Source organism: Falsiroseomonas sp. HW251, from assembly GCF_050563545.1.
In the GTDB taxonomy this organism is placed as follows: Bacteria; Pseudomonadota; Alphaproteobacteria; order Acetobacterales; family Acetobacteraceae; genus Falsiroseomonas.
In genome coordinates, this window is the sequence record NZ_JBNXUM010000008.1 from 41,706 (window position 1) to 65,400 (window position 23,695).

The following is a 23,695-nucleotide window of genomic DNA, read 5'->3' on the forward strand; positions in this document are numbered from 1 at the left end:
CCCGCGGCGGCCTCACCGCGCCGCGATGGAGGGGAGGAACAGCGCGATCTCCGGCACCACCATCAGCACGGCGATGGCCAGAATGTAGACCGCGCAGAACGGCAGGACACCCGCGAAGACGTCGCCGATCTGCCCGCCGTCGCGCCGCATCCCCTGCAGGACGTAGAGCACCGTGCCATCGGGCGGGCTGATCAGCGCGATCTCCACCAGCATGGTGACGACGACGCCGAACCAGATAGGGTCGTAGCCCAGTGCCATCACCACGGGGAAGATCACGGGGATCGTCGTGATGATCATGGAGAAGCCCTCCATGAAGGTGCCGAGTGCCAGGTAGAAGCCGATGATCAGCGCCATGATCATCCAGGCCGGCAGCGGCAGCCCGCCCACGGCCTTCGCCATCATCTGCGGGATGCCGAGCAGCGTGATGACGTAGTTCAGGACATAGGCGCCGAGCAGGATCAGCCCGATCATCGCGGTGTTGCGTGCCGTCGCCTCCGCGCTGTGGTGCAGCATGCGGAAGGTGAAGCGCCGCTCGATCACCGCGATCGCCAGCGCCGCGACGACGCCGAGCGCCGCCGATTCCGTCGGCGTCGCCAGGCCGGCATAGATGGTGCCCAGCACCACCAGGATCAGCAGCAGCGTCGGGATCAGTCCCACTAGCGCGCGCAGCTTCTCCGCCATCGGGATGGGCGGGCCGGGTGGGGGTGCCGCGTCGCGCTTCAGCAGGATCACGGCAATGAAGAAGGCCATCACCAGGATGGAGGGGCCGACGGCCGCCAGGTACAGCGCGCCGACGCTGGTCTCCGTGATCAACGCGTAGATGATGAAGGTGATGCCCGGCGGAATCAGGTTGCCGAGCGCCCCGCCCGCGGCAAGCGAGCCCATCACCATCCGCGAATCATAGCCGCGGCCCTGGAAGAACGGCATCGCGACCGATCCCATCGCGGCCGCCGTCGCGACGCTGGATCCGCTAATCGCGGAGAAGACGCCCGATGCCACGATGTTGGTGTGCAGCAGCCCCCCCGGCATGCGGTCGAGCCAGACGTTCAGCGCGCGGTACAGCCGCTCCGACAGGCCCGCCCTCAGCAGGATCTCGCCCATCAGCAGAAACAGCGGCACCGAGACCAGCACGAAGCTCGATGACGGACCCCAGGCGGTCTGGCCGAGGAATGCCCAGAAGGGCCTGTCGGAGAACGCGAAGCCCGCGAGCAGGCCGAGCACGCCGAGCGCCGCGCCGACATAGATGCCGGCCGCGAAGAAGCCGCAGAAGACGCCGAGCACCAGCAGCACCGGCCCGATCGGCACCTGCTCCCCGCCGCCGACGCCGAAGGCGGACATGCCGGCGAACAGCGCCAGCACGACCAGGATGAAGACGACGGCGATCATGCCTTGGTCTGCTCCGCCTCTTGCAGGGCTTCCAGCGCTTCCTCAGCCTCCTCGGTGTAGCTGCGGGAGGAGAGGTTGCGCTCCACCTGGGCGGCGTCGCCGGCGAGCGCGAGCAGCAGGTTCTCCACCAGCATCAGCGCGATCAGCAGCAGGAACACGATCAGCCCGCCGGCCCAGAGCCCCTGCGGGATGGCCAGCGGGATGCGCAGCGCGCTTATGTCGGTGGCGCCGAAGAGCAGGCTTTCATCCACCAAATCCCACGCCCCCATGGCGACAAAGCCTACGAAGACGCCGAGCAGCAGGAGCGAGAGCAGGTGCAGCGGCACGCGCGCCGGTCGCGGCAGCCGGTTGATCAGCATGTCGATGCGGACATGGCTGCGGGTGGCCAGCGCATGCGCCAGCCCCCAGGACAGTCCGAAGGCCAGCGCATAGCCCGAAAGCTCCACCGTGGATCCCGTGCTGACACGCAGGATGGAGCGCCCGAGCACCTCGGCCGCGATGAAGAACGCGCAGACCACGAAGCCCCAGCCCGCCGCGATTCCCATCGCGGTGGCCAGCGCGCCGGTCGCGCGGCGAAGCAGGGTGGCGAGCCTCAGCATTGGCAGGCCGGCTGCGTGACGCCCGCCACCCCCATCTCAGCGCGCCTCGAAGCGCACGCCGGAGATCGGCGCGACGATGCGATTGTAGGTCTCGCCGCAGGGCGCGCCGCAGCGGCGGACGAAGGCCGGCAGGATGTTGTCGGTCAGGAAGCCGCGCAGCGCCTGCAGGTCGGCCGGCGTCGCGCGGGTGTAGGTCATCGGCCGGTTCTCGACGAGGCGTCCGATCGAGCAGCCCGAACGCTCGCCCGCATTGCAGGCGATGCCGTCCTCGGTCGCCTCCTCGCCGAGCTTCCACTGCTGGTCCTGCAGCTCGGTCATGGCCTGGGTGATGAGGTCGCGCGCCGGCGCGTCGAGCCGGTTCCACCAGGCAAGGTTGGCGAAGTAGCCATAGACAGACCAGGCGACGGGCAGCGTGTACATGTGCGTCGTCACCTCGTACCAGCGCGCGCCGTTGCCGCTGCCCGTGCCGGTGATGGCGCAATCCACTACGCCGCGCTCCAGCGCGCCGTAGACCTCGGGGAAGCCGATGCCGACGGCCTGGCCTCCGACGGCCGCGACGAAGTCGTTGATGGACCCGCCGCCGGTGCGGATGCGCTTGCCCCGCAGGTCCGCCAGGCTGTTCACGCGTTCCCGGCAGAACAGCACCTGCGCGGGATAGGGCGCCATGCCGATGATGCGCACGCCGAAGCGCTCGAGCTGGCGGTTGAGGTCGGGCAGCAGCGCATCGGCGACCTGGCGCGCCTGGCCGATGGTCGGGTTCAGGCCGGCAAGGTCCACCATGTCGAGCATCGGCACGTCGCCCGCTACCGTGTTCAGCGGCACGCCGCCGATCTCGACCTGTCCCGACCGCACCAGGCGCACGATCTCCGGCCCGTTCAGGTTGCGCTCCGGCCAGGAGGATAGGGTGACGCGGATGCGCCCGTTGCTGCGGGCGGCGAGCCCGTCGCGCAGGACGGGGATGTCCACGCGCGTATATTGCGGGATGGCGGGGGAAGGCTGGGTGACCGCCTGGATGTTCACCTGCGGTCCCTGCGCATGGGCTCCGCCGGCGAACAGCGCGGCCCCCATCACGGCGCCGAGCAGCGCGCGTCCCGGTATCCTCATGTCCCTCGTCTCCCTGTGTCGGCCGCCGAAGCGCCGCGGCACCGCACACAGATTGCGACAAGGCGAGCCGCCCGCCCAGGGGGGATCGGCGGAGAAGTCCGGACAAATCCAGGCAGGGAGGCGCGGCCCGGAGCAGGCCCGGGCCGCGCGGTGTCGTCAGGCGTTGCGGCGCGCCGCCTCGATCTCCTGGTAGAGGGCGCGGCCGCCGGCGCCGCTGTCGGCCAGGATCGGCTCATAGGCGCCGCGGGTCGCTTCCCGCCACGGGCCGATCGGCGGGTCCACCAGGACGATGTTGCGCTCCCGCATCTGGCGCACCGCGTCTGCGGTGAAGTCTTCGTGGAACTTGATCCCTTCGGCCATGGCCTCCGCCATCGAGTCGCGGATCGCGCGCTGGACCTCGGACGGCCAGGAGTTCCACTTGGCCTGGCTGAAGATCAGCATGGTCGGCGTCTGGTGGAAGCGGCTGAAGGTGTAGTGGCGGATGACCTCGATGAACCGGTCGGCGACGATGATGTCGGCGGAGAAGTCGGCTCCGTCCACCACGCCGTTCTGCAGCGAGATGAAGACCTCGCCGAGCGGCATCGGGGTCGGCTGCACGCCGACCGCCTGGTAGGACTGCACGAAGGCGGCGGTCTGCAGCACGCGCAGCTTCAGCCCGCGCAGCTCCGCCGGCGTCGCGATCGGGCGTGACCGCGTGCCGATGTTGCGTTCGAAGATCGCGCCGAAGCCGCCGGCGACAAGGCCATGCGCTTCCACGCGGCTGAGGATGCGGTCGCCGAGCGGGCTGCGCAGCACGCGGTTGGCCTGGGCGTAGCTGTCGAAGAGATGCGGCAGCGACAGCACCTTGAACTCCGGCACGGTGCCTTCCATGGACACGATGCCGACGAAGCAGCCGTCGATGACGCCGGTGCGGGCGGACTGGATCAGGCGGGGCTCCGTGCCGAGCTGCGCGGCGGGCGAGACGCGGATCTGGGCGCGGCCGTTGGTGCGCTGTCCCACGAGCTCGCCGAGCTTGGTCGCGGCGATGTGGTAGAAGCTGCGTTCGGCCAGCACATGGCCGATGGTGATCTCCACCGGCCGCCCCTGGGCGCGGGCGACCCATGGCATGGCAATGAGGCCGGTCGTGACCCCGGCTAGCGCGCGTCGCGTGATCATTCCTGTCTTTCTCCCTCGTTGGTGGTGACGCCTCATCACAGCAGGGCCAGCGACAGCGCCGGCACATAGGTGATGATCAGGATGTCCACCGTGAGCACGGCGAGGAAGACCAGCAGCGGGCGCGACAGCTCCTCCATCGAGATCCGCGCGATCGCGCAGGAGATGAAGAGATTGGCGCCCACCGGCGGCGTCACCATGCCGATCGCGGTGTTGACGATCAGGATCAGGCCGAAATGCGTGGGGTCGATCCCCATGCCGACCGCCACGGGATGGAGCAGCGGCCCGAGGATCAGGATGGCGGGCAGCGGCTCGAAGAAGATGCCGACCAGCAGCAGCAGGATATTGACCAGCAGTAGGAAGACCAGCGGGTCGTCGGACACCGCGCGGATCGCGTCCAGCATCATGTCTGGCGCGCGCAGCAGGGCCAGCACATAGGCCAGGATCGCGGTGAAGCTGACGATAATCATCACGACCGCCGAGGTGACCGCGGCCTGGCGCAGGATGCCTGGCACCTCGCGCCACTGCAGCTCCCCATAGACCAGCGTGCCGACCAGCAGCGCGTAGAAGACGGCGACGACGGCGGCTTCGGTCGGGGTAAAGATGCCGCCGTAGATGCCGCCCAGGATGATCACCGGCATCATCACCGCGGCCCAGGCGCGCCTCAGCGCGACCGCCACGCCGCGCGTCCAGGGGCCGAGGCGGAAGGGCTCCACCTCGCCATAGCCGCGCAGCGCGCTCAGCACGACGCAGGTCACGATCAGCGAGACGCCGATCAGGATGCCCGGCAGGATCCCCGCGATGAAGAGATCGGTGACCGAGATGCCGGTCAGCATCGCGTAAATCACCATCGGCACCGAGGGCGGGATGATCACGCCGAGCTCCGCGGACGACGCGACGGTCGCGGCCGCGAAGGCGGTGGGGTAGTTTGACCGCTTCATCTGCGGGATCAGCACGGATCCGACCGCGGCCGCGGTGGCAGCGGAGGAGCCGGAGATCGTGCTGAACATCATCGAGGTCAGCACGACGGAGGCCGCAAGCCCCCCGCGCAGCCAGCCCAGCAGCGCGACCGCCAGCTCCACCAATCGCGCCGCGATGCCGCCGGACTGCATCAGGAGCCCCGACAGGATGAAGAGTGGCACGGCCAGCAGCACGAAGCTGTCCGTCGCCTCGAAGATGATCTGCGGCAGCGCGATGAAGGGGATGCCGCGATCCGCCAGCGTGACCAGCGGCGCGATGCCGAGCGCGAAGGCGATGGGCACGCCCAGCGCCAGCAGCGCCATGAGAAGAACGAAGGCGAGCGTCACGTCAGTCCAGCGCCTCCTCGGCGCCGATCGAGCGGATGTCGGCGCGCGTCGTCCAGGCCTCCAGCATCAGCCCGATCGTGTTCACCACCATCAGCGCGCAACCCACCGGGATCGCCGCATAGACCCAGTGCATCGACAGCCGCATGACGGAGCTCGCCTCGGAGCGGCCGAATTCCACGAAGGTCCAGCCGACCTCGACCAGCAGCACGAAGAAGCCGAGGCAGATCACCAGCGAGAGGTAGCGCGCGGGCTGGCCCAGCCGGCCCGGCAGCTTCGACACCGCGAAGTCGAGCGCCATGAGCTGCGCCCTGCGGCAGCCATAGGCCGCGCCCAGGAAGACCATCCAGCACAGGAGGTAGCGCGCCAGCTCTTCGGTCCAGGCGGCAGGGAAGTTGAGCCCGGCCGGGGCCAGCACGAAGCGCACCAGCACCTGCAGCAGCACCACCGCCGAGATGCCGGCCAGCAGCGCGGCCAGCGCCCAGCCCACGGCGCGGTTCAACCCGTCTATCGCGGCGAGCGCGAACCGCATGCCTTCCCCTTGGACGATGCGGGATGATTCTAGGCAGAGAGCGCCGGGGGGGACAAGATATGTTCGCACCGCAGACGGAGGGATCGCCATGCGAACAGGGTCACTTCAGGGGAAGGTGGTCCTGCTGACCGGCGCGTCGAAGGGGATCGGCGCGGCGACGGCGCGCGAACTGGCCGCTGCCGGCGCGCATCTCATCGCCCACTACAACAGCGACCGGGCGGGGGCGGAAGCCGCGGTGACCGACGTGCCGGCGGAACGGCGCCTGCTGCTGCAGGCCCATGCGGCAGACCCGATGGCGATGGACCGACTGTGGCGGGACGCCGAGGCCTGGCAGGGCCGGATCGACGCGGTGGTGCTGAACGCCGCGACGATGGTCCCGGGCGGCGGGATCGAGGACCCCGAGGTCGAGTGGGACGAGGCCTGGGACCTGCAGTGGCGCGTCAACGTGCTGGGCCCGGCGCGGCTGATGCGCCACGCCGTGCGCCACTACAAGCCGCGCGGCGGCGGGGTGATCGTCACCATCTCCTCCTGGGCGGCGCAGCGCGGCGTGACCAATCCCGCGATGGTCGCCTATGCCGCGACAAAGGCGGCGGTGAAGGCCGCGGCCCAGACCATCGCGCGGGGCTACGCGAAGGACGGCATCCTCAGCTACGTCGTCGCGCCGGGTGTGGTGCGCACGCGCATGTCGGTGGATTTCGCGGCCACCCAGGGCGGCGAGGACAAGGTCAGCGCGACGCTGGCGATGGGCGAATGGGTGACGCCGGAGGAGCTCGGCCGGCTGGTCGCCTTCCTCTGCGAAGGCAGCGTCAGGCACCTGTCGGGCGCGACGCTCGACGTGAACGGCGCGACCTACATCCGATGAGGCGGATGCCGGGCGCGCCGTCAATCGCTTCCACGGCTACGCCGCCTTGGCAAAGCCGTACTCGTCCATCATGCGGTCGAGCTTCTGCAGGAGCTTCGTCATGACCGCGACGCGCTGGCGGCCTTCCTCGCCGAGCGAGCGGAAGGTGGTGATGGGCGGTCGGACGTCTCCCACCGGATACCCCGCCGCCGCGGCCAGCGCCTTGGAGTAGCACTGGTGGCCGTAGAGGGGATGGCCTTCCTTGATGATGTTCGTGATCTCGTCCAGCACGTGCTGGATCGCGATCGCCTCCCGCACGCGCCCGGCCTCGAGCAGCGGGAAGAGCGCGGTGGAGGCACGCGGCGCGTAGTTGCCATAGGGGTCCACGTAGCCGACGGCGCCGAGCCTGTAGGATTCGACGACACGCTCGCCGGCGAAGACGTTCATCACGCCCTCCGTCGCCTCGACGATATCGAAAACGCGGCCGACATCCATGCTGGCTTCCTTGATGTAGCGGACGTTCGGCAGGTGTTTCGTCAGCCGCGCGACGAGATGCGGCTTCATGTCGACATGCGTGGTGAAGGGGTTGTTGTAGAGCATGACGGGGATGCCGACCGCCTCGCTGATCGCGGCGTAGTAGGCGAAGATCTCGTCCTCGGTCGGGGTGTAGTAGTAGGGCGGCGCGATCATCAGCCCGTCGGCGCCGAGGCGCTCGGCCAGCTTCGCATAGCGCACCGCGGTCGGGGTGTGGGCGTTGGTGGCGCCGACCATCACGGTCATCCGACCGCGGCAATGCGCGACGGTCTCGGCGATCAACTGCTCGCGCTCGGCGTCGGAGACGGTCAGGAACTCGCCGGTCGTGCCGAGCAGGATGACGCCCGGCACGCCGGAGCGGTGCTGCCAGTCCAGGAAGCGCTTCTGGGCCGCGATGTCGATCGCGCTGCCGTCCTCGGTGAAGGGCGTGACGGTGACGGTATGGCAGCCGCGGAACGGTGTGGTCATCTCATCCTCCTTGGCGCCCAGGCGGCGCGTCCCGGTCCTGCACGGGCGGGACGGGTGGCCCGGCCGCGACTGCCGATGTGCCCGTTCCGCGCGCGCTTGCCAAGCGCGCCGGTGCGGTGCGCATAGGCGACGGCATGGAGAACGCGGCGGAGTTCGTGGTGATCGGCGGTGGCCTGGCGGGCTGTGCGACGGCCTGGCACCTGGCGCGCGCCGGCGCCGAGGTGCTGCTGCTCGAGCGCGACGAGATCAATGCCGCGGCATCGGGCAACAACTCCGGCAGCATCCACGCGCAGATCCCTGTCGAGCCCTTCCTGAACCAGGGCGAGGCCTGGGCGCGCCGCTTCGCGCCGACGCTGCGGCTGATGGTGGCCGGCATCGCGCGCTGGAAGGAGCTGCCGGCCGAGCTCGGCGCGCCGGAACTCGAGGTCAGCACGAAGGGCGGGCTCGTCGTCGCGCGGCGCGCGGCGGAGCTGGACATGCTGAGCAGGAAAGCGGCGATCGAGCGGGCGGAAGGGCTGGATGTCCGCCTTCTCGGGCGGGAAGAGCTGCTGTCGCTGGCGCCCTATCTCGCGCGCGACACGGTGGGCGGGGCATTCTGCCCGATCGAGGGCAAGGCAAACCCGCTCGTCGCGGCGCATGCCTTTGCCCGCGCCGCGCAGACCGCCGGCGCGCGGATCCGGCGCCGCACCGCGGTGACCGGCCTGCGCCGCGATGGTGAGGCGTGGGAGGTCGCGACGACGGCCGGCGTGGTTCGCGCGCACCGCGTGCTGAACTGCGCCGGCGCCGAGGCCGGGAAGGTGGCGGCCTGGCTCGGCCTCGACCTGCCGATCGAGGCGCATCCGATCCAGGTCACGGTGACGGAGCGCACCGCGCCCATCGTGCCGCACCTCGTCTATTCCGCGGCCGACCGGCTTTCGCTGAAGCAGACCGCGCAGGGCAGCATCGTCATCGGCGGCGGCTGGCCCGCGCGGCTGGATGCCGCGACGGGGCGCGCGGTGGTCCGCATGGACCAGCTCGCGCCGAACCTGAGGCTGGCGGTGGAAGCGGTGCCCGCGGTCGCGCGGCTGCGCGTCGTGCGGAGCTGGGCGGCGGTGGTCAACGGCACGCAGGACTGGCGGCCGCTGCTGGGGGAGATTGCCGACGGCGTCTTCCTCTGCTTCTTCCCCTGGATGGGCTTCACCGCGGGACCGCATGTCGCGCGGCTGGTCGCGGAGCTGGCGCTCGGCCGCAGGCGCCGCGACGATCCCGAGATCGCGGGCTTCGCGCCTGGCTGAGCCGGGAACCCGTCAGTCGACTCTGAGCGCCGCGAAGAAGGCCGCCCGGTCGCGCGCGCCGCGCATCAGCAGCGACAGGTCGTTCTCCGTCAGCACCATGCGCATGCCGGAAGTGACGAAGCCGCGCCAGGGCGCCTCCTCGCGCGGGCCGCCCATGCCGGCGAACTTGCCAAGTGCCGCCGCGGCGGCGCAGACGGTTCCGACGGCCTCCTGCAATTCGAGCGCGTCGTAGCGGCCGGGCAGGCCGAGGTCCCACAGCAAATCCGACGCGCCGATGAACAGGCCGTCGATGCCCACCACGCCCGCGATCGCGGCGGCGTTCGAGACTGCGGTCGCGCTCTCGATCATCGCGACGACGACCACCTCATCGTTGAACCGCTCGCACGCATCCCTGAGCGGAAGCTCGTAGCCGAATTGCGGCAGCGTGCCGGGCACGGAGAGATGACCGCGAGGCGCGAATCGCGCGGCGGCCGCCACCGCCGCGGCCTGCGCCGGCGTGTCCACATGCGGCACGAGAAGCCCGAGCGCGCCGTTGGTCAGCAGTCCCGTGATCTCCGCGGGGTCATGGCCCGCAGGGCGCGCGATCGGCAGCACACCGGCCCGGATCGCGCCCAGCGCGATGTCCTGCGCGAGATGCGGCGCGGCGGGGCTGTGCTCGTGATCCAGCATGATCCAGTGGAAGCCGCAAGCCGCGAGGATGGCGCCTGCCTCCGCGCTGCGGGAAAAGCGCACATTGCTGCCGAGCGCGATCTCGCCGCGCGCCATGCGCGCCCGGAACGCCGTGCCGAGGCCCATCGAGATACCCTCCCCCACGGCGCACCGGCGCCCGTGTCGCGGCTTCCAACTTGGCAAGCGCGGGCGAAGCTGCCTAGGCTCACGCTGTCGCGGAACGAACGACCCAAGGGGAGACGAACGAGATGCGTGATCCGGTCAAGCGCCGCGCCCTGCTTCTCGCCGCCGCCGCGGGCCTCACCGCCCCGCAGGTCGCCCGCGCGCAGGCCACGCTCAACCTGCGCTACGCGAACGCGTCCAATGCGCAGAACATCTCGAACGTCTTCGCCGAGCGCATGATGAAGCTGGTGGAGGAGCGCAGCGGCGGGCGCATCCGCACGCAGTTCCTCTACAACCTCGGCAGCGAGCAGACGATTGTGGAGGGCGTGTCGCTCGGCACGATCGACATGGCGATCAGCGGCTATACCGGCATGCCGGAATTCGACGCGCTGTACTTCCCCTTCCTGCTGCGCGACCTGCGCCACGGCGTGCGGGTGATGGCCGGCCCGATCGGGGAACGCTGCCGGCAGGCGATGCAGCAGCGCTACAACATCCGCCTGGTCGGCGTGACGAATACCGGGCCCTTCCTGCTGTCCACCAAGACGAAGATCGGCTCCTGGGCCGATGTGCGCGGCCGCAAGATCCGCGTCCCGCCCTTCGCCGCCTATGTCGAGGCGATCCGCGCCATGGGCGCCGCGCCGACGCCGGTCCCCTTCAACGAGGTCTACCTCGCGCTGCAGCAGGGCGTGGTGGACGGGCTGGTCACCAACCTTAATGTCATGATCGTCAACAAGTTCTTCGAGGTCAGCACGAACGTCGCCTCCAACGAGTTCGGCGTCGGGCTCGACAAGTTCATCATCTCCCAGCGCAGCTACCAGCGCATGACGCCGGAGCAGCGTAGGATTTTCGACGACACCTGGGCGGAGGTGCAGCCGGCCTCGGTCGACTACGCGATCGAGAACGCGGCGAAGGATTTCGACGCCTGGCGCGCGCGCAACGGCGCCGACAGCGTCTATGCGCTGGATCTCGGCGAGCTCGAGCGCATCCTCGCTCCCTCCGCGCGGCAGTTCTTCGAGGCGACCTTCGGCCCCGGTTCCTTCGACGTCGTGCAGCGCGCCTGACGTGGAGGTCGATGGCGAGCACGGGGGATACCGCCCGCAGGGCCTGATCGCGAGGCTGCTCTGGCTCGCCTCGGGCATCCTGCTCCTCGTCATCACGGGGCTGGTGCTTTACGCGACCTTCGCGCGCTACTTCTTCGCCGCCGCGCCGATCTGGAGCGAGGACGTGCCCCGCGTCCTCTTTATCTGGCTCACCTTCCTGGCGGCGCCGGTGGCAATCCTGGCAGGCCTCAACATCCGCGTCGGGCTGGTGATCGAACGGCTGCCGCCGCGCGCGGCCAAGGCCAGCGAGGTCGCGATGCACCTGGTCGTGCTCGCGATGCTTGGCGTGCTGTTCTGGTGGAGCCTGCCGATCCTGCGCCTGCGCTGGGGCGGCACGATGATGACCACGGGCTGGACCAACGCGGTCTTCATCCTGCCGCTGACGCTGGGCTGCGTCGCCATGGCGGCGGCGCAGACGGTCCTTCTGGTCAAGGCGCTGCGCCGATGATGCTGCTCCTCCTCCTCGGCGCGACGCTGCTCTTCATCACCCTCGGAATGGAAGTGGCCTGGGCGATCGGGGCGGGCTGCCTGGTCTACATGGTCGCCTCTCTCGCCACCGACTTCCCCATCAACTTCGTCCTCTTCCCCCAGCAATTCCTGGACGGGGTGGACAGCTTCTCCCTGCTCGCGATCCCGCTCTTCATGTTCGCGGGCGGGCTGATGACGGCGGCCGGCGTGACGGAGCGGCTGGTGCGCTTCGCCTCCGCCATGGTCGGGCACGTCAATGGCGGGCTCGCGAATGTCGGCGTCACCGCGAACTTCATCATGTCCGGCATGTCGGGATCGGCGATCGCCGATGCGGCGGCGACGGGATCCGTGCTGATCCCGGAGATGAAGCGGAAGGGATACCCGGCCACCTTCTCGTGCGCGGTGATCGCCTCGGCCTCCACCGTCGGACCGATCATCCCGCCCTCGATCTCCTTCGTGTTGCTGGGTGCGATCGTCAATCTCAGCGTGGGCAAGCTGTTCCTGGGCGGCGTGATCCCGGGTGTCCTGATGTTCGTCTCGATGTTCGCGCTGACCTGGTGGATCGCGCGCCGGCGAGGCCTGCCGCGGGAGGCGAAGGCGAGCACGGAGGAGCGCCTGTCGGCCCTCTGGAGCGCGGTGCTGCCGCTGGCCGCGCCGCTGCTGGTGATCCGGTCGATGGTGATCGGCATCGCAACCCCGACCGAGGCCGCGGCGATCCTGGTGCTCTATGTCCTGATCCTCGGCACCGTCATCTACGGGACGCTGACCTTCAACAAGATCCTGGCCTGCGCGGCCCAAGCGTCGCTGGTGACCGCCATCGTCATGCTGACCGTCGGCACCTCGCAGATGTTCACCTGGCTGTCCGTGCAGGAGCAGTTCGGGGAGATGCTGACCGACGGCATGCTCTCCATCACCGACAACGTCTTCCTGCTGCTGCTGCTGACCAACGTCATCCTGCTGGTGCTCGGCACCTTCATGGAGCCGCTGCCGCTGATGCTGGTGCTCGCGCCGATCCTGTTCCCGATGTTCACCGACATGGGCGTGGATGCGATCCACCTGGGCGTGGTGATGACGATCAACCTGATCCTCGGCCTGCTGACGCCCCCCGTGGGGCTGATCCTGTCGGTGGTCTGCGTCATCGGGCGCGTGGACATCATGGACGTGTTCCACGACGCCCTGCCCTACATGGCGATGCTGACGGCGGTCCTGCTGCTCGTGACCTACTGGCCCGCGACGGTCACCTGGCTGCCGAACCTGCTGCTGCCATGACGGAGGCCGACTACGTCGTCGTCGGCGCGGGCTCCGCGGGCTGCGTGCTGGCGGACCGGCTGACCGAGGACGGGCGCACGCGCGTCGTCCTGCTGGAAGCCGGGCCGCGGGACCGCAATCCGCTCCTGCGCGTGCCGATCATGACGGGGATGCTGCTGCGCGGTCGCGCCTACAACTGGGCGATGACCGGGGAGCCGGAGCCCAGCGCGAACGGACGCCGGCTGGACCAGCCGCGCGGCAAGGTGCTCGGCGGCTCCTCCTCCATCAACGGCATGGTCTACACGCGCGGCTTCGCGCTGGACTACGACAGCTGGGCGCAGCGCGGCCTGCCCGGCTGGTCCTATGCCGATGTCCTTCCGTATTTCCGGCGCGAGGAGCATTTCGAGGAAGGCGCCGACGACTTCCACGCTCAGGGCGGCCGCGTGCAGGTGTCGCGCCCCGCGCCGGACAACCCGCTCTTCGACGCCTGGAAGGAAGCCGGTGCGCAGGTCGGCCTCAAGGCCTGCCGCGACTTCAACGGCGCCGACCCCGAGGGGGTGGGCTTCTTCCACTTCACCATCGGCGGCGGCCGCCGCGTCGGCAGCGCGCAGGCCTATCTGCGGCGCGCGGAACGGCGCCAGAACCTGGAGGTGCTCACCGGCGCAACGGCGTCGCACCTGATCTTCGATGGCGCGCGCTGCGCCGGCGTGGCGCTCGCGGACGGGCGCGAGATCCGCGCGCGGCGGGAGGTCATCGTCTCCGCCGGCGCCTTCCATTCGCCCTGGCTGCTGCTGCGCTCCGGCCTCGGCCCGCCGGAAGAACTGGCGCGGCAGGGCATTGCGGTCCGCGCCGCGCTGTCCGGCGTCGGGCGCGAGTTGCAGGACCACCAGATGGCGCGCGTGCTGATGGAATGCACCCAGCCCGTCACGCTGTTCCGACTGCGGCGCATCGACCGCGCGGCGGCGGCGCTGCTGCAGGCGCTGGTCTTCGGCACCGGGCCTGCGAGCCGCTTCCCGCTGCTCGCCGGTGGCTTCCTGAAGACCCGGCCGGGCCTCGACTGGCCGGATATCCAGTGCCATTTCCTGCCAGGCCTGACCACGGCCAGCCTGCGCTGGAATCCCTTCGCACCGCAGGGACCGCTGGACCGGCACGGCTTTTTCGCCAACGCCTATGTGCTGCGGCCCTTCAGCCGCGGGCGCGTGGGACTGTCGGGCCCGTCCGCGCAGGATCCGCCAAGGATCGAGGGTGGCATGTTCGCCGACCGACGCGACCTCGAGACTCTGCGGGATGCGATGAAACTGCTGCGCCGCATCTTCGCCCAGCCCGCCTTCGACGCCTTTCGCGGCGCGGAGATCGCGCCGGGCGCCGCCGCGCAATCCGACGAGGAAATCGAGGCCTATCTGCGGGAGACCGCGCTGACCGCCTATCACCCCGTCGGCACCTGCCGGATGGGCATGGACGCAGCCGCGGGCGACGTGGTGGATGCTCGGCTGCGCGTCTTCGGCGTCCCGGGGCTGCGGGTGGTGGATGCCTCCGTCATGCCGGCGCTGACCAGCGGCAATACGCATGCGCCAACCATGATGATCGCGGAGAAGGCGTCCGACATGATCCGCGAGGATGCGGCCGCCTAGCCGGCCATCGGTGGCACCCAGGCCAGGATATGCGTGCCGACCAGGCAGGTCTCGCCGTCCTGGTTCACGACCTGCAGCGCGGCGCGCGTGCGGGCGCGGGCCGCGTCCACCTCCTCGATCACGTAGCGGGCGGTCAGCGTATCGCCGGCGAAGACCGCGCGGGTGAAGCGGATACGCTCATAGCCCGCCGAGACCGGCGTGCCTGTCGCGCCGCGCTGCACCGAGCGCCGCGACATCATGCTGGCCGTCGTGGAGAGCAACCCCATGACATGCGCGCCATGCGCGATGCAGCGGCCAAAAGCGGTGCGGGCGGCAAAGCCGGGATCCACATGCACGGGATCGTCGTCGCCGCTGATCCTGGAAAAGGCGAGGATGTCGTCCTGCGTGATGGTACGCGTGTATTCCGCGCTCTCGCCGACGGCCAGGAAACAGGGCGGCGTCACGGAAGGCGGTCCGCATTCGCGCGCGGGGCTCGGCCGGGCAGGCGCGACGCCAGGCCCATCGGGCCGTCCTCGAACAGCGCGGCATCCATGCGCCGCAGGTCCGGCGAGACGGCGGGTACGAACGCCATGCGGGCGATCACGTCCCGCGCCTCGAGGCCCGGTGCGACCTCGATCAGTTCCGGCCCCTCGGCGCCGAGGCGGAAGACCGCGCATTCCGTGACATAGAGCACCTGCTGCCCGCGCTGCCGCGCATAGGGGCCGGAGAAGGTGACCTGCTCGACCTGCTTCACGGCCTTCTTCGACTCGCCCGCCGTCAGCGTGCCGCCGAAGATTACGCGCTTCGCGCCCTGGCTGATGTTGATGAACCCACCCGGCCCGACGATGCGGCCGCCGAATCGCGAGACATTGACGTTCCCAGCCGCGTCGAACTCCGCGAAGGACAGGAACGCCAGGTCCAGCCCGCCGCCATCGTAGAAGTCGAACTGGTAGGGCTGGTCGATCTGCGCGTCGGGGCTGCGCGCGGCGCCGGCCTCGTTCCCGCTGGCGGGCGCGCCGCCGATGTTGCCCTGCTCGTTGGTCAGGCAGATGCGGTGCAGCACCGCTTCCTCGGCTGCGACATTCGCGATGCCGGTGGAGATCCCGGAGCCGAGGTTGCAGATCGCGCCCTCGAACAGCTCCAGCGCACCGCGACGCGCGACGACGCGGCGCGGGCCGGCGGGCAGCTTCGGCACCTCGTCCAGCGTCACGCGGTGATGACCGGAATAGGCCAGGCTGTCCTGCGTCTCGTAGGTCTGCCACTGGTCCGGCACGATGACGAAGGCGTCCACCAGGATGCCCGGCACCTTCACCATCTTGGGGTGCAGGGTCGCGCGCGGCACCTTGCGCTTTGCCTGCGCGATCACGATGCCACCCTGCCGCCGCGTCGCCTGTGCCATGGAGAGCATGTCGAGCGTCACCGCCTCGTGCTCCATCGAGAGGTTGCCGTCCTCGTCGATGGCGGAGCCGCGGATGAAGCAGACATCCACCTTGTAGGGCCTGTAGAGCAGGTATTCGTCGCCCTTCAGGGTGATCAGCTCGACCAGGTCCTCCGCCGAGCGCCGGCTCTGCCGCCCGCCGCCGAGCCGCGGATCCACGAAAGTGTTGAGGCCCATCTTCGTGATCAGCCCGGGACGTCCCGCCGCCATCTCCCGCATCAACTGGGACAGCGCGCCCTGCGGCAGGGTGTAGGCCTCGATCTGCTCGTCCAGCGCCAGGCGCGCGACGCCGGGGCTGTTGACGAAGGTGCCGGAGACCGCGCGCTTCAGCAGCCCAACATGCGCGAGATGCCCGGCGCCGCGCGTCTGGCCATCACCGAGCCCCACGGGATGCAGCGCGGTGATGCCGCGCGGCGCGCCGGTCGAGAGGAAGCGCTGGCCGACGGCTTCGAGCAATGCGTCGGGGACGGCATGGCCGCCGCCCGATCCGCCGACCAGCAGCGTATCGCCATCGCGCAGCGCTGCGGCGGCCTGCGCAGCGGTGATCTCCCTCATGCGACCTCCTGCGGGGGCTTCAGCGATCCCGGCGCGTGGCACAGCACGCGATGGCCAGGCGCGATCTCGATCAGCGGCGGCGGTTCCGCGCAGACCGGCAGCGCGACGGGGCAGCGCGCGCGGAAGGCGCAGCCCTGCGGCAAGCGCAGCGTGGACGGCGGCTCGCCACCGAGCACGATGCGCTGCCGCCCGGGTTCCGGCACGGCCGACAGCAGCGAGACGGTGTAGGGATGGGCGGGGCGCGCGAAGAGTTCGGCCGCCGGCGCTTCCTCCACGATGCGGCCGAGATACATCACGGCGACGCGGTCGCAGAAGGCGCGGACGACAGCCAGGTCATGCGCGATGAAGAGATAGGCGAGCCCCATCCGCTCGCGGAGGTCCAGCATCAGGTTCAGCACCTGCGCCTGCACGTTGACGTCGAGCGCCGAGACCGGTTCGTCCGCCACGATCATCGCCGGCTCCATGGCGAGCGCGCGGGCGATGGAGATTCGCTGGCGCTGGCCGCCGGAGAATTCATGCGGGAAGCGTTCGGCCCAGGCCGGGTTGAGCCCGACGGTGTCGAGCAGCGCGCCGACGCGCTCCCGCGCCTCGGCGTCGTTGGCGACGCGGCCATGCACCAGCAGCGGCTCGCCCAGGATCTGCCCGACAGTCATGCGCGGGTTGAGCGAGGCGTAGGGATCCTGGAAGACCATCTGCAGCTTCGGACGCAGGCCGCGCAGAGCCTCGCCCGAAAGCGTAGTGATGTCCTGGTCCATGAAGCGGATCGTGCCGGCATCCGGCGCGTGCAGCCGCGTGACGAGCCGTGCGAGGGTGGATTTCCCGCATCCGCTCTCGCCGACAATGCCGAGCCTCTCGCCGGGCTGCACACGAACCGAGACGCCGTTGACAGCATGCACCACTTGGCGCGGCGCGAAGAAGGATTCCCTCGGCAGCGGGAAGTGCTTGACCAGCCCCTCCGCCTCCAGCAGCGGCGGCGCGTCGCGCTGCGCGACCACCGCGGCCTGCGCCGGGATTGCCGGAGGCGGCAAGGGCTTGCCGTCCATCGTCACCCAGCACCGCGCCATGCGGCCCGGTGCGACCTCGGCCAGCGGCGGATGGTCGACGTGGCAACGTGTGATGCGGAAGGGGCAGCGCGGAGCGAAGCGGCATCCCGTGGGCATCGCCAGCGGATCGGGCGGCATGCCATCTATCCCCGGCAGCCGCGCGGCCACCGGCGCATCCAGCCGCGGCACCGCATTCGCCAGCGCCCAGGCATAGGGATGACGCGGGTCGTCGAGCACCGCGGCGCTCGGCCCCTCCTCCACCACCTCGCCGGCATACATCACCACGATGCGCCGGCAGAGCGTGCCGATCACGCCGAGGTCGTGGCTGATCAGCACGATTGCGGTGCCGAACTTCGCGTTGAGTTCCGCCAGCAGATCCAGGATCTGGGCCTGGATCGTGACGTCGAGCGCGGTCGTCGGCTCATCTGCCAGCAGCAGGACGGGATCGTTCGCCATGCCCATCGCGATCATCACGCGCTGGCGCATGCCGCCGGAGAACTGGTGCGGATAGGACCGCGCCGCGCGCTCGGGCGAGGCGACGCCCATGCGGCCGAGCAGGCGCACGCCATGCTCCCGCGCCTCCGACCCGCCCATGCGGCCATGCGCGACGACATGCTCCGTCACCTGGCGCAGGATGCGGATCACGGGGTTCAGGCCGGCCAGCGAATCCTGGAAGACCATCGCCGCACTCGCGCCGCGCCAGGCCGTGAGTTCGGATTGCGACATCGCCAGCACGTCGCGGCCTTCGAACAGGACCTCGCCGCCTTCGATGCGCGCCGGCGGTTCCAGCAGGCGCATGACGGACTGCGCGGTGACGGACTTGCCCGACCCGCTCTCGCCGACGATGCCGAGGGTCTCGCCCCTCGCTACCGTGAAGGATACGCCGTCCACCGCGCGCACCGGCCCGGCATCGGTGTGGAACACCGTGACGAGGTCGCGGACCTCGAGGACCGGCGCCGTCACCGGTTGCGCGCCTTCGGATCGAGCCAGTCGCGCAGCCCGTCCCCCAGGAAGTTGAAGCCGACGACGACGGTCAGGATCGCGAGACCCGGGAAGGTCGCAACCCACCATTGCTCGACCAGCTCGCGGCCTTCCGCGACCATGGATCCCCATTCCGGCGTCGGCGGCACGACGCCGAGGCCGAGGAAGGACAGGCCCGCGAAGGTCAGGATCGCGATGCCGAGGTCGAGGGTGCAGAGCACGGCGATCGGGCCCAGCGTGTTGGGCAGGATGTGGCGCGTCAGGATGCGCGTCTGCGACAGGCCGAGGACGGTCGCGGCCTCGACATATTCCTGGCTGCGCTGCACGATCGCCAGGCTGCGCGCCAGGCGGGCGAATTTCGGCCACCACACCACCAGCATGGCGATGATGGTGTTGGTCGTGCCGATGCCGAGCGCGGCGGCCAACGCGAGCGCGAGGATGATCGGCGGGAAGCAGAGCACGAGGTCGGTGACGCGCATCATCGCCTCCTCCCCCCAGCCGCGCAGCCAGGCCGCGAGGATGCCGACCGCGGTGCCGATCGCGGCGCCGAGCAGCACCACGGTGAAGCCCGCCAGCAGCGAGATGCGCGAACCATGGATCAGCCGCGACAGCACGTCGCGGCCGAGGATGTCCGTCCCCAGCCAATGTGTCGCGGATGGCGGCGCCAGGCGGTTGGCGAGATCCTGCGCCTCCGGCGGGAAGGGTGCGAGCCAGGGCGCCAGGAGCGCGACCAGGATCCAGGCCAGCACGATCGCGCCGCCCGCCCAGGCCAGCCCGAAGCGCCGGACGCGACGCCGCCAGCGCGGCAGCGGAAGCGCGAGCGTCGCACTCATCGGCGCACCCGGGGATCGAGCACGGCGTAGGAGAGATCCACCAGCAGGTTCACCAGGAGATAGGTGGCGGAGACCACCAGCGTGATGCCCATGATGGCCGGGAAATCCAGCGCGGCGGCGGAGCGGAAGGTGTAGCGGCCGAGGCCCGGCCAGGCGAAGATCGTCTCCGTCATCACCGCACCGGTCAGCAGGTTGGCGTAGGCGAGGCCACCCAGCGTCACGACCGGCACGAGCGCGTTGCGCAGCGCATGGCGCAGCACGACGGCGCGCTCCACCAGTCCCTTGGCGCGGGCGACCCGGACGTAGTCCTGCTGCAGGCATTCCAGCATCGCCGCCCGCGTCGTGCGCGTGATCAGGCCGAGCGTCGCCGCCGCCAGCACGATAGCAGGCAGGACGAGATGGGCGAGCGCGTCGTGGAACGTCTCCCAGTCGCCGTCACGCGCGGCATCGATCAGGAAGAAGCCGGTGCCGCCCTCCGGCGGGAAGGCGATGGGATCCAGCCGCCCCGGCCCCGGCGCCCAGCCGAGCCAGCCGTAGAAGATCGCCAGCATGATGAAGGCGAGCCAGAAGGTCGGCGCCGACACGCCGAGCAGCGAGACGATTCGGGCCGCGGAGTCCACCACGCTGTCCCGCCAGACCGCCGCGGCGACGCCGAGCGGAATGCCGACCAGCAGCGCCAGCCCGAAGGAAACGGTCGCGAGCTCGATCGTCGCCGGTGCGAACTGGATAATGTCGTCCAGCACCGGCCGGCGCGTCGCGATGGAGGTGCCGAGGTCGCCATGCAGCAGGCCCTGAAGGAAGATCCAGTACCGGTCCCACAGCGGCAGGTCGAGGCCCCACTTCGCGCGCCAGCGCGCCACCACCGCGGGGTCGCTTGCCAGGATGTCGCCGAGCTGCGCGAGGACGGGATCGCCGGGGACGAAGTTGGAGATCAGGAAGATGATCAGGCTGGCGAAGAGCGCCATCACGACGGCCGAGACGAGGCGAAGCGCGATGTAGCGGAGCAAGCTCTGTTCCCTCTTCCTGCTGCCGATGCTACAGGCGTTGGATCGATCTAATCAAGGCGTGCCGCCGCAGAGCGGCCGGAGGAACGCGATGGACGGGGCGATCGGCCTGACGGTGGCGGAGAACGTCGCGGAGCTGGTGGTCGACCGGCCGGCCAAGCACAATGCGGTGACCCCGGCCATGGCTAAGGCGCTGGCGGAGGCCTGCCGGACCATCGATGCCGATGCCGCGGTCCGCGTCGTGCTGCTGCGCGGCGCCGGGGAACGTGCCTTCTGCGCGGGCAGCGACCTCAATGCCCTCGCGACCTACCCGACGGCCTGGGATTTCCGCAACCGCGTGGAATACGCGACGGCGATCCGCAACCTGCGCAAGCCCGTCGTCGCGGCGCTGCAGGGCTGGACGCTCGGCGGCGGGGCGGAGATGGCGCTCGGCGCCGATATCCGCATCGCCGCGCAGGGCATGCGTCTCGGCTTCCCCGAGGTGACGCGCGGCTGGGTCGGCGGCGGTGGCGCCTCCCAGCTTCTGCCTCGCATGATCGGCACGGCGCGCGCGATGCGCCTGCTGATGATCGGCGACCCGATCGAGGCGGAGGAGGCGGCGTCGCTCGGGCTCGTGGATCGCGTGGTGCCTCAGGCCGATCTCCTTCCCGCGGCGCGGGCGCTGGCGGCGCGGATCGCGGGCTTCAGCCCCGTCGCGGTGCAGGCGGTGAAGGCCTCGGTCCGGATGGCGATGGAAGCGCCGCTGACCGCGGGCCTCGCCTATGAGAACGAGATGAACGTGCTGTGCTTCGCCGCGGGCGATCACCTCGAGGGCATCCGCGCCTTCGCGGAGAAGCGAACGGCGAGCTTCAGCCGCTGAAGCCCGCCGCGCCGGCATTCAGGCTGGCTTCACCTTCCCCATCTCGAGCTGCCATCCCGCGGCAGTGAGTGGGAAGTCCTTGACGTTGTTGCGCACCGCGATCTGGTAGTTCGGCTGGAACAGGATGAAGTGGTGCGCGACATCCACGACGCGGCGCTGCCATTCCACCCAGAGCGCGGCCTCTCGCTCGGCGTTCTGTTCCTCCGCGGCTTCCTTGACCAGCGCGGTCATGTCGGGCGGCACGTTCCAATGCACGCGGCGCGCGACACGCTCCACCACCGCGGCGGCCCAGAGCTCGTTGCTGACGGCCGGTGGGTTCCAGAAGGTCAGCACGCCGCCCGCGGCCCGCCCCTGCGTGTAGAGCGTGCGCAGGTTCACCTGGTCCATCGGATTGAGCCGCACGCGGATGCCGACGCGCGCCAGGTCGGATTGCAGCTTCTGGCCCAGCACCTGGTAGCTGACGCCGGCGACGGCGGCGTTGCCGTAGGCGATCTCCATCTCGAACCCGTCGGGCACGCCGGCGGCCTGCAGCAGCTGCCGCGCGCGATCGAGGTTCGTGTTGAATCCGACCTGGCGCGCGATCGCCTCGGTGCTGCCGGAGACGCCGATCGGCAGGAAATGCGCCGGGCGCTGCGCGGCGCCGCCGAGCAGGTTGTTGATGATGCCGTCGTAGTCGATGGCGTAGCCGATGGCGTGCCGCGCCTCCTTCTTCGCCAGCACGGGATTGGCCTGCGGGTTCTCCGTGACCGCCATGTAGACGAAGTCGAGGCTCGGCATGCGGTCGATGCGCACATTGGCGTCACCGCGCAGCGTCGCGATCTGCTCCGGGATCAGGTTGAAGGCCGCGTTCACGTCGCCGCGGCGGACCGCCAGCAGCTGCGCCGCGCTGTCCGAGAGGTGGCGGATGACGACGCGCTCATAGGGCGACGCGCCGCCCCAGTAGTTGGGGTTGCGCTGCAGCAGGATCTGGTTGTTGCGTTCCCAGCGCACCAGGCGGAAGGGGCCGGTGCCGGCGGAGTTGCCGTTCAGCCATTCCGTCGCCTTGTCGCTGTCGCGCGCATCGGCCGCGTCGGTGCCGCCCTGCGGGACGAGCGCGGCCTTCTCGCAGATGCCGTTCCCGGGCGCGGCGAGTATCGGCAGGATCGGCGCGTTCGGCGCGTTCATGATGAAGTCCACGGTCTTCGGATCCACGACTTCGACGCGGTCCACGGCCTTGATGTATTGCTGCGTCTGCTCCTTCATGTTGATCAGGCGCATGAAGGTGAAGCGGACGTCCTCTGCCGTCAGGGGATTGCCGCTGGCGAAGCGGACGCCGTCGCGCAGCGTGAAGCGCCAGCCGCGCCCGTCCGGCGTTCGCGCCCATCGCGTCGCGAGGGAAGGCTTCACGTTGACGTAGTCGCCGGGCTCCAGCGTCACCAGCGCGTCGTAGCAGGCGGCCAGCGTCATCGGCGGCGTGTATTGTGCTTGGCGCACGGGATCGAGGGTGATGGTGTCGCTGATGTCCACGCCGATCACGAGCGTGCTGCCGCGCGCCTGCGCCTGCACGACGGCGGGCAGCATGGACGCCGATGCGGCGGAAAGACCAAGCAGGCGCGCAAGCGTGCGCCGGTCGATCGGGTTGCTGGACATCGAGAATTCCTCCTGCCGGATCCTTGTGTCGGATCGTGTCGGACGGCAGCCTAACCAAGCCATCCGGGGCGGGGAAGCCGGAATCCGGGGCGGGAGGCGTGACATGGATATCACCGGCGCGACACGTCTGTTCGCCATCGTCGGCGATCCCGTCGCGCCGCTGCGCTCCCCCGCGCTGTTCAACGCGGCCTTCGCGCGGCTGCGGCGCGACGCGGTCTTCGTCGCGATCCAGGTGGCGGCGGAGGATTTGGCGCAGGCCTGGCCGGGGCTGGCCGCGATTCGGAACCTGGATGGGCTGGTGATCACCATGCCGCACAAGGAAGGCGTGGCGCGGCTGCTGCCGGCGCTAGGCCCGACGGCGCGGCTGACGGGATCGGTGAACACCGTCCGCCGCCGTGCCGACGGCGGGCTGGAAGGCGAGATGTTCGACGGCGAGGGTTTCCGGGACGGGGTCGAGCGCGCGGGCCATGCGATCGCGGGACGGCGCGTCCTGCAGGTCGGATGCGGCGCGGCCGGGACGGCGATCGCCTGCGCCCTGGCCCGGGCCGGCGCGGCGGAGCTTGCGCTGAATGACGTGACGGCGGCGCGCGCGGAGGCGCTTGCGGCGCTGCTCCGGAGCAATTTCCCCGGCACGCGCGCGGTCCCTGCCCCGCCCTATCCCCGCGGCTTCGACATCGTGGTGAACGCGACGCCGCTCGGCCTGCGCGCGGGCGATCCCCTGCCTCTCGACGCGTCCGGCCTGGCCGCCGGCCAGCTCGTGGCGGACGTCATCCCGAACCCGGAGGTCACGCCGTTGATTGCCGCAGCCCGCGCGCTGGGCTGCGCGACGACGACCGGGCGCGAAATGCATGAAGGCCAGGCCCGGCTCGCGGCCGCCTGGCTCGGCATCGAGGGCTTCTAGG

22 protein-coding genes are annotated in these 23,695 nt (G+C 70.2%); 8 read left to right on the top strand and 14 right to left on the bottom strand.

Annotated elements, in window-relative coordinates; translation table 11 throughout:
* Nucleotides 1-12: 12 nt before the first annotated feature.
* From ACLF3M_RS11320 to ACLF3M_RS11345, 6 genes are all read right to left on the bottom strand, one after another.
* Complete coding sequence (locus ACLF3M_RS11320) at nt 13-1,386, bottom strand: TRAP transporter large permease (protein ID WP_430657031.1); 1,374 nt, start codon at nt 1,384-1,386, stop codon at nt 13-15.
* Entirely contained in the window at nt 1,383-1,985 is a 603-nt protein-coding gene (locus ACLF3M_RS11325) for a TRAP transporter small permease subunit (protein WP_430657032.1), read from the bottom strand. Before ACLF3M_RS11325 ends, ACLF3M_RS11320 begins: the two co-directional genes overlap by 4 nt.
* Nucleotides 1,986-2,021: 36 nt before the next feature.
* Entirely contained in the window at nt 2,022-3,089 is a 1,068-nt protein-coding gene (locus ACLF3M_RS11330; protein ID WP_430657033.1) for a TRAP transporter substrate-binding protein, read from the bottom strand.
* 156 nt (nt 3,090-3,245) lie between these two features.
* Nucleotides 3,246-4,244: a TRAP transporter substrate-binding protein gene (locus ACLF3M_RS11335; protein WP_430657034.1), complete on the bottom strand. Its 999-nt coding sequence runs from the start codon at nt 4,242-4,244 to the stop codon at nt 3,246-3,248.
* Between the two features lie 35 nt (nt 4,245-4,279).
* Nucleotides 4,280-5,548: a TRAP transporter large permease gene (locus ACLF3M_RS11340; RefSeq protein ID WP_430657035.1), complete on the bottom strand. Its 1,269-nt coding sequence runs from the start codon at nt 5,546-5,548 to the stop codon at nt 4,280-4,282.
* Between the two features lies 1 nt (nt 5,549).
* Nucleotides 5,550-6,077, bottom strand: coding sequence for a TRAP transporter small permease (locus ACLF3M_RS11345; protein ID WP_430657036.1), 528 nt, complete (start codon nt 6,075-6,077; stop codon nt 5,550-5,552).
* 88 nt (nt 6,078-6,165) lie between these two features.
* Here ACLF3M_RS11345 and ACLF3M_RS11350 point away from each other — a divergent pair, with 88 nt between their 5' ends.
* Entirely contained in the window at nt 6,166-6,939 is a 774-nt protein-coding gene (locus tag ACLF3M_RS11350; RefSeq protein ID WP_430657037.1) for an SDR family NAD(P)-dependent oxidoreductase, read from the top strand.
* 36 nt (nt 6,940-6,975) lie between these two features.
* On the opposite strand, the gene ACLF3M_RS11355 is transcribed toward ACLF3M_RS11350, so the two are convergent.
* On the bottom strand, nt 6,976-7,920 hold the full coding sequence (locus ACLF3M_RS11355) for a dihydrodipicolinate synthase family protein (RefSeq protein WP_430657038.1): 945 nt from the start codon (nt 7,918-7,920) through the stop codon (nt 6,976-6,978).
* 134 nt (nt 7,921-8,054) lie between these two features.
* Here ACLF3M_RS11355 and ACLF3M_RS11360 point away from each other — a divergent pair, with 134 nt between their 5' ends.
* Nucleotides 8,055-9,194, top strand: a complete 1,140-nt coding sequence (locus ACLF3M_RS11360) for an NAD(P)/FAD-dependent oxidoreductase (protein WP_430657039.1) — start codon at nt 8,055-8,057, stop codon at nt 9,192-9,194.
* Nucleotides 9,195-9,206: 12 nt separating this feature from the next.
* On the opposite strand, the gene ACLF3M_RS11365 is transcribed toward ACLF3M_RS11360, so the two are convergent.
* Complete coding sequence (locus tag ACLF3M_RS11365) at nt 9,207-9,989, bottom strand: aldolase/citrate lyase family protein (RefSeq protein WP_430657040.1); 783 nt, start codon at nt 9,987-9,989, stop codon at nt 9,207-9,209.
* A 122-nt stretch (nt 9,990-10,111) separates the two neighbouring features.
* On the opposite strand from ACLF3M_RS11365, the gene ACLF3M_RS11370 reads away from it, so the two are divergent.
* Genes ACLF3M_RS11370 through ACLF3M_RS11385 form a run of 4 tightly spaced genes read left to right on the top strand, consistent with a single transcriptional unit; the run spans nt 10,112 to nt 14,472 of the window.
* Complete coding sequence (locus tag ACLF3M_RS11370; protein WP_430657041.1) at nt 10,112-11,086, top strand: TRAP transporter substrate-binding protein; 975 nt, start codon at nt 10,112-10,114, stop codon at nt 11,084-11,086.
* Between the two features lies 1 nt (nt 11,087).
* The gene (locus ACLF3M_RS11375) at nt 11,088-11,573 is read left to right on the top strand and encodes a TRAP transporter small permease (protein ID WP_430657042.1); all 486 of its coding nucleotides are present in this window, start codon (nt 11,088-11,090) and stop codon (nt 11,571-11,573) included.
* Nucleotides 11,570-12,862 (top strand): TRAP transporter large permease, encoded by a 1,293-nt coding sequence (locus tag ACLF3M_RS11380; protein WP_430657043.1) that lies wholly within the window; start codon nt 11,570-11,572, stop codon nt 12,860-12,862. Before ACLF3M_RS11375 ends, ACLF3M_RS11380 begins: the two co-directional genes overlap by 4 nt.
* Nucleotides 12,859-14,472 (top strand): GMC family oxidoreductase, encoded by a 1,614-nt coding sequence (locus tag ACLF3M_RS11385; protein ID WP_430657044.1) that lies wholly within the window; start codon nt 12,859-12,861, stop codon nt 14,470-14,472. Before ACLF3M_RS11380 ends, ACLF3M_RS11385 begins: the two co-directional genes overlap by 4 nt.
* Here ACLF3M_RS11385 and ACLF3M_RS11390 read toward each other — a convergent pair.
* The 5 genes from ACLF3M_RS11390 to ACLF3M_RS11410 are packed head-to-tail and all read right to left on the bottom strand — an operon-like array spanning nt 14,469 to nt 20,308.
* Nucleotides 14,469-14,915, bottom strand: coding sequence for a MaoC family dehydratase (locus ACLF3M_RS11390; protein WP_430657045.1), 447 nt, complete (start codon nt 14,913-14,915; stop codon nt 14,469-14,471). The two genes, ACLF3M_RS11385 and ACLF3M_RS11390, sit on opposite strands and share 4 nt — an antisense overlap.
* A complete protein-coding gene (locus ACLF3M_RS11395; RefSeq protein WP_430657046.1) occupies nt 14,912-16,444 on the bottom strand; it encodes an acyl CoA:acetate/3-ketoacid CoA transferase in 1,533 nt (510 codons plus the stop codon). Before ACLF3M_RS11395 ends, ACLF3M_RS11390 begins: the two co-directional genes overlap by 4 nt.
* Nucleotides 16,441-18,450, bottom strand: a complete 2,010-nt coding sequence (locus tag ACLF3M_RS11400; RefSeq protein ID WP_430657047.1) for a dipeptide ABC transporter ATP-binding protein — start codon at nt 18,448-18,450, stop codon at nt 16,441-16,443. The genes ACLF3M_RS11395 and ACLF3M_RS11400 overlap by 4 nt, the downstream gene beginning before the upstream one ends.
* On the bottom strand, nt 18,447-19,301 hold the full coding sequence (locus ACLF3M_RS11405; protein WP_430657048.1) for an ABC transporter permease: 855 nt from the start codon (nt 19,299-19,301) through the stop codon (nt 18,447-18,449). The genes ACLF3M_RS11400 and ACLF3M_RS11405 overlap by 4 nt, the downstream gene beginning before the upstream one ends.
* Nucleotides 19,298-20,308: an ABC transporter permease gene (locus ACLF3M_RS11410; protein ID WP_430657049.1), complete on the bottom strand. Its 1,011-nt coding sequence runs from the start codon at nt 20,306-20,308 to the stop codon at nt 19,298-19,300. Before ACLF3M_RS11410 ends, ACLF3M_RS11405 begins: the two co-directional genes overlap by 4 nt.
* Nucleotides 20,309-20,396: 88 nt before the next feature.
* On the opposite strand from ACLF3M_RS11410, the gene ACLF3M_RS11415 reads away from it, so the two are divergent.
* Nucleotides 20,397-21,164, top strand: coding sequence for an enoyl-CoA hydratase/isomerase family protein (locus ACLF3M_RS11415; RefSeq protein WP_430657050.1), 768 nt, complete (start codon nt 20,397-20,399; stop codon nt 21,162-21,164).
* 18 nt (nt 21,165-21,182) lie between these two features.
* Here ACLF3M_RS11415 and ACLF3M_RS11420 read toward each other — a convergent pair whose 3' ends face one another.
* Nucleotides 21,183-22,793 carry an ABC transporter substrate-binding protein gene (locus ACLF3M_RS11420; RefSeq protein WP_430657051.1) on the bottom strand — a complete coding sequence of 537 codons (1,611 nt, stop codon included), beginning with the start codon at nt 22,791-22,793 and terminating at the stop codon, nt 21,183-21,185.
* Nucleotides 22,794-22,896: 103 nt separating this feature from the next.
* Between ACLF3M_RS11420 and ACLF3M_RS11425 the strand changes: the two genes are divergently transcribed.
* Nucleotides 22,897-23,694 (top strand): shikimate dehydrogenase family protein, encoded by a 798-nt coding sequence (locus ACLF3M_RS11425; RefSeq protein WP_430657052.1) that lies wholly within the window; start codon nt 22,897-22,899, stop codon nt 23,692-23,694.
* Nucleotide 23,695: the final 1 nt, after the last annotated feature.

Coding starts and splice junctions, on each gene's coding strand:
- ACLF3M_RS11395 (WP_430657046.1), bottom strand. CDS start 16,444: ATGAGGGAGATCACCGCTGCGCAGGCCGCCGCAGCGCTGCGCGATGGC.
- ACLF3M_RS11360 (WP_430657039.1), top strand. CDS start 8,055: ATGGAGAACGCGGCGGAGTTCGTGGTGATCGGCGGTGGCCTGGCGGGC.
- ACLF3M_RS11345 (WP_430657036.1), bottom strand. CDS start 6,077: ATGCGGTTCGCGCTCGCCGCGATAGACGGGTTGAACCGCGCCGTGGGC.
- ACLF3M_RS11420 (WP_430657051.1), bottom strand. CDS start 22,793: ATGTCCAGCAACCCGATCGACCGGCGCACGCTTGCGCGCCTGCTTGGT.
- ACLF3M_RS11320 (WP_430657031.1), bottom strand. CDS start 1,386: ATGATCGCCGTCGTCTTCATCCTGGTCGTGCTGGCGCTGTTCGCCGGC.
- ACLF3M_RS11370 (WP_430657041.1), top strand. CDS start 10,112: ATGCGTGATCCGGTCAAGCGCCGCGCCCTGCTTCTCGCCGCCGCCGCG.
- ACLF3M_RS11415 (WP_430657050.1), top strand. CDS start 20,397: ATGGACGGGGCGATCGGCCTGACGGTGGCGGAGAACGTCGCGGAGCTG.
- ACLF3M_RS11350 (WP_430657037.1), top strand. CDS start 6,166: ATGCGAACAGGGTCACTTCAGGGGAAGGTGGTCCTGCTGACCGGCGCG.
- ACLF3M_RS11425 (WP_430657052.1), top strand. CDS start 22,897: ATGGATATCACCGGCGCGACACGTCTGTTCGCCATCGTCGGCGATCCC.
- ACLF3M_RS11330 (WP_430657033.1), bottom strand. CDS start 3,089: ATGAGGATACCGGGACGCGCGCTGCTCGGCGCCGTGATGGGGGCCGCG.
- ACLF3M_RS11325 (WP_430657032.1), bottom strand. CDS start 1,985: ATGCTGAGGCTCGCCACCCTGCTTCGCCGCGCGACCGGCGCGCTGGCC.
- ACLF3M_RS11380 (WP_430657043.1), top strand. CDS start 11,570: ATGATGCTGCTCCTCCTCCTCGGCGCGACGCTGCTCTTCATCACCCTC.
- ACLF3M_RS11365 (WP_430657040.1), bottom strand. CDS start 9,989: ATGGGCCTCGGCACGGCGTTCCGGGCGCGCATGGCGCGCGGCGAGATC.
- ACLF3M_RS11405 (WP_430657048.1), bottom strand. CDS start 19,301: ATGAGTGCGACGCTCGCGCTTCCGCTGCCGCGCTGGCGGCGTCGCGTC.
- ACLF3M_RS11355 (WP_430657038.1), bottom strand. CDS start 7,920: ATGACCACACCGTTCCGCGGCTGCCATACCGTCACCGTCACGCCCTTC.
- ACLF3M_RS11385 (WP_430657044.1), top strand. CDS start 12,859: ATGACGGAGGCCGACTACGTCGTCGTCGGCGCGGGCTCCGCGGGCTGC.
- ACLF3M_RS11335 (WP_430657034.1), bottom strand. CDS start 4,244: ATGATCACGCGACGCGCGCTAGCCGGGGTCACGACCGGCCTCATTGCC.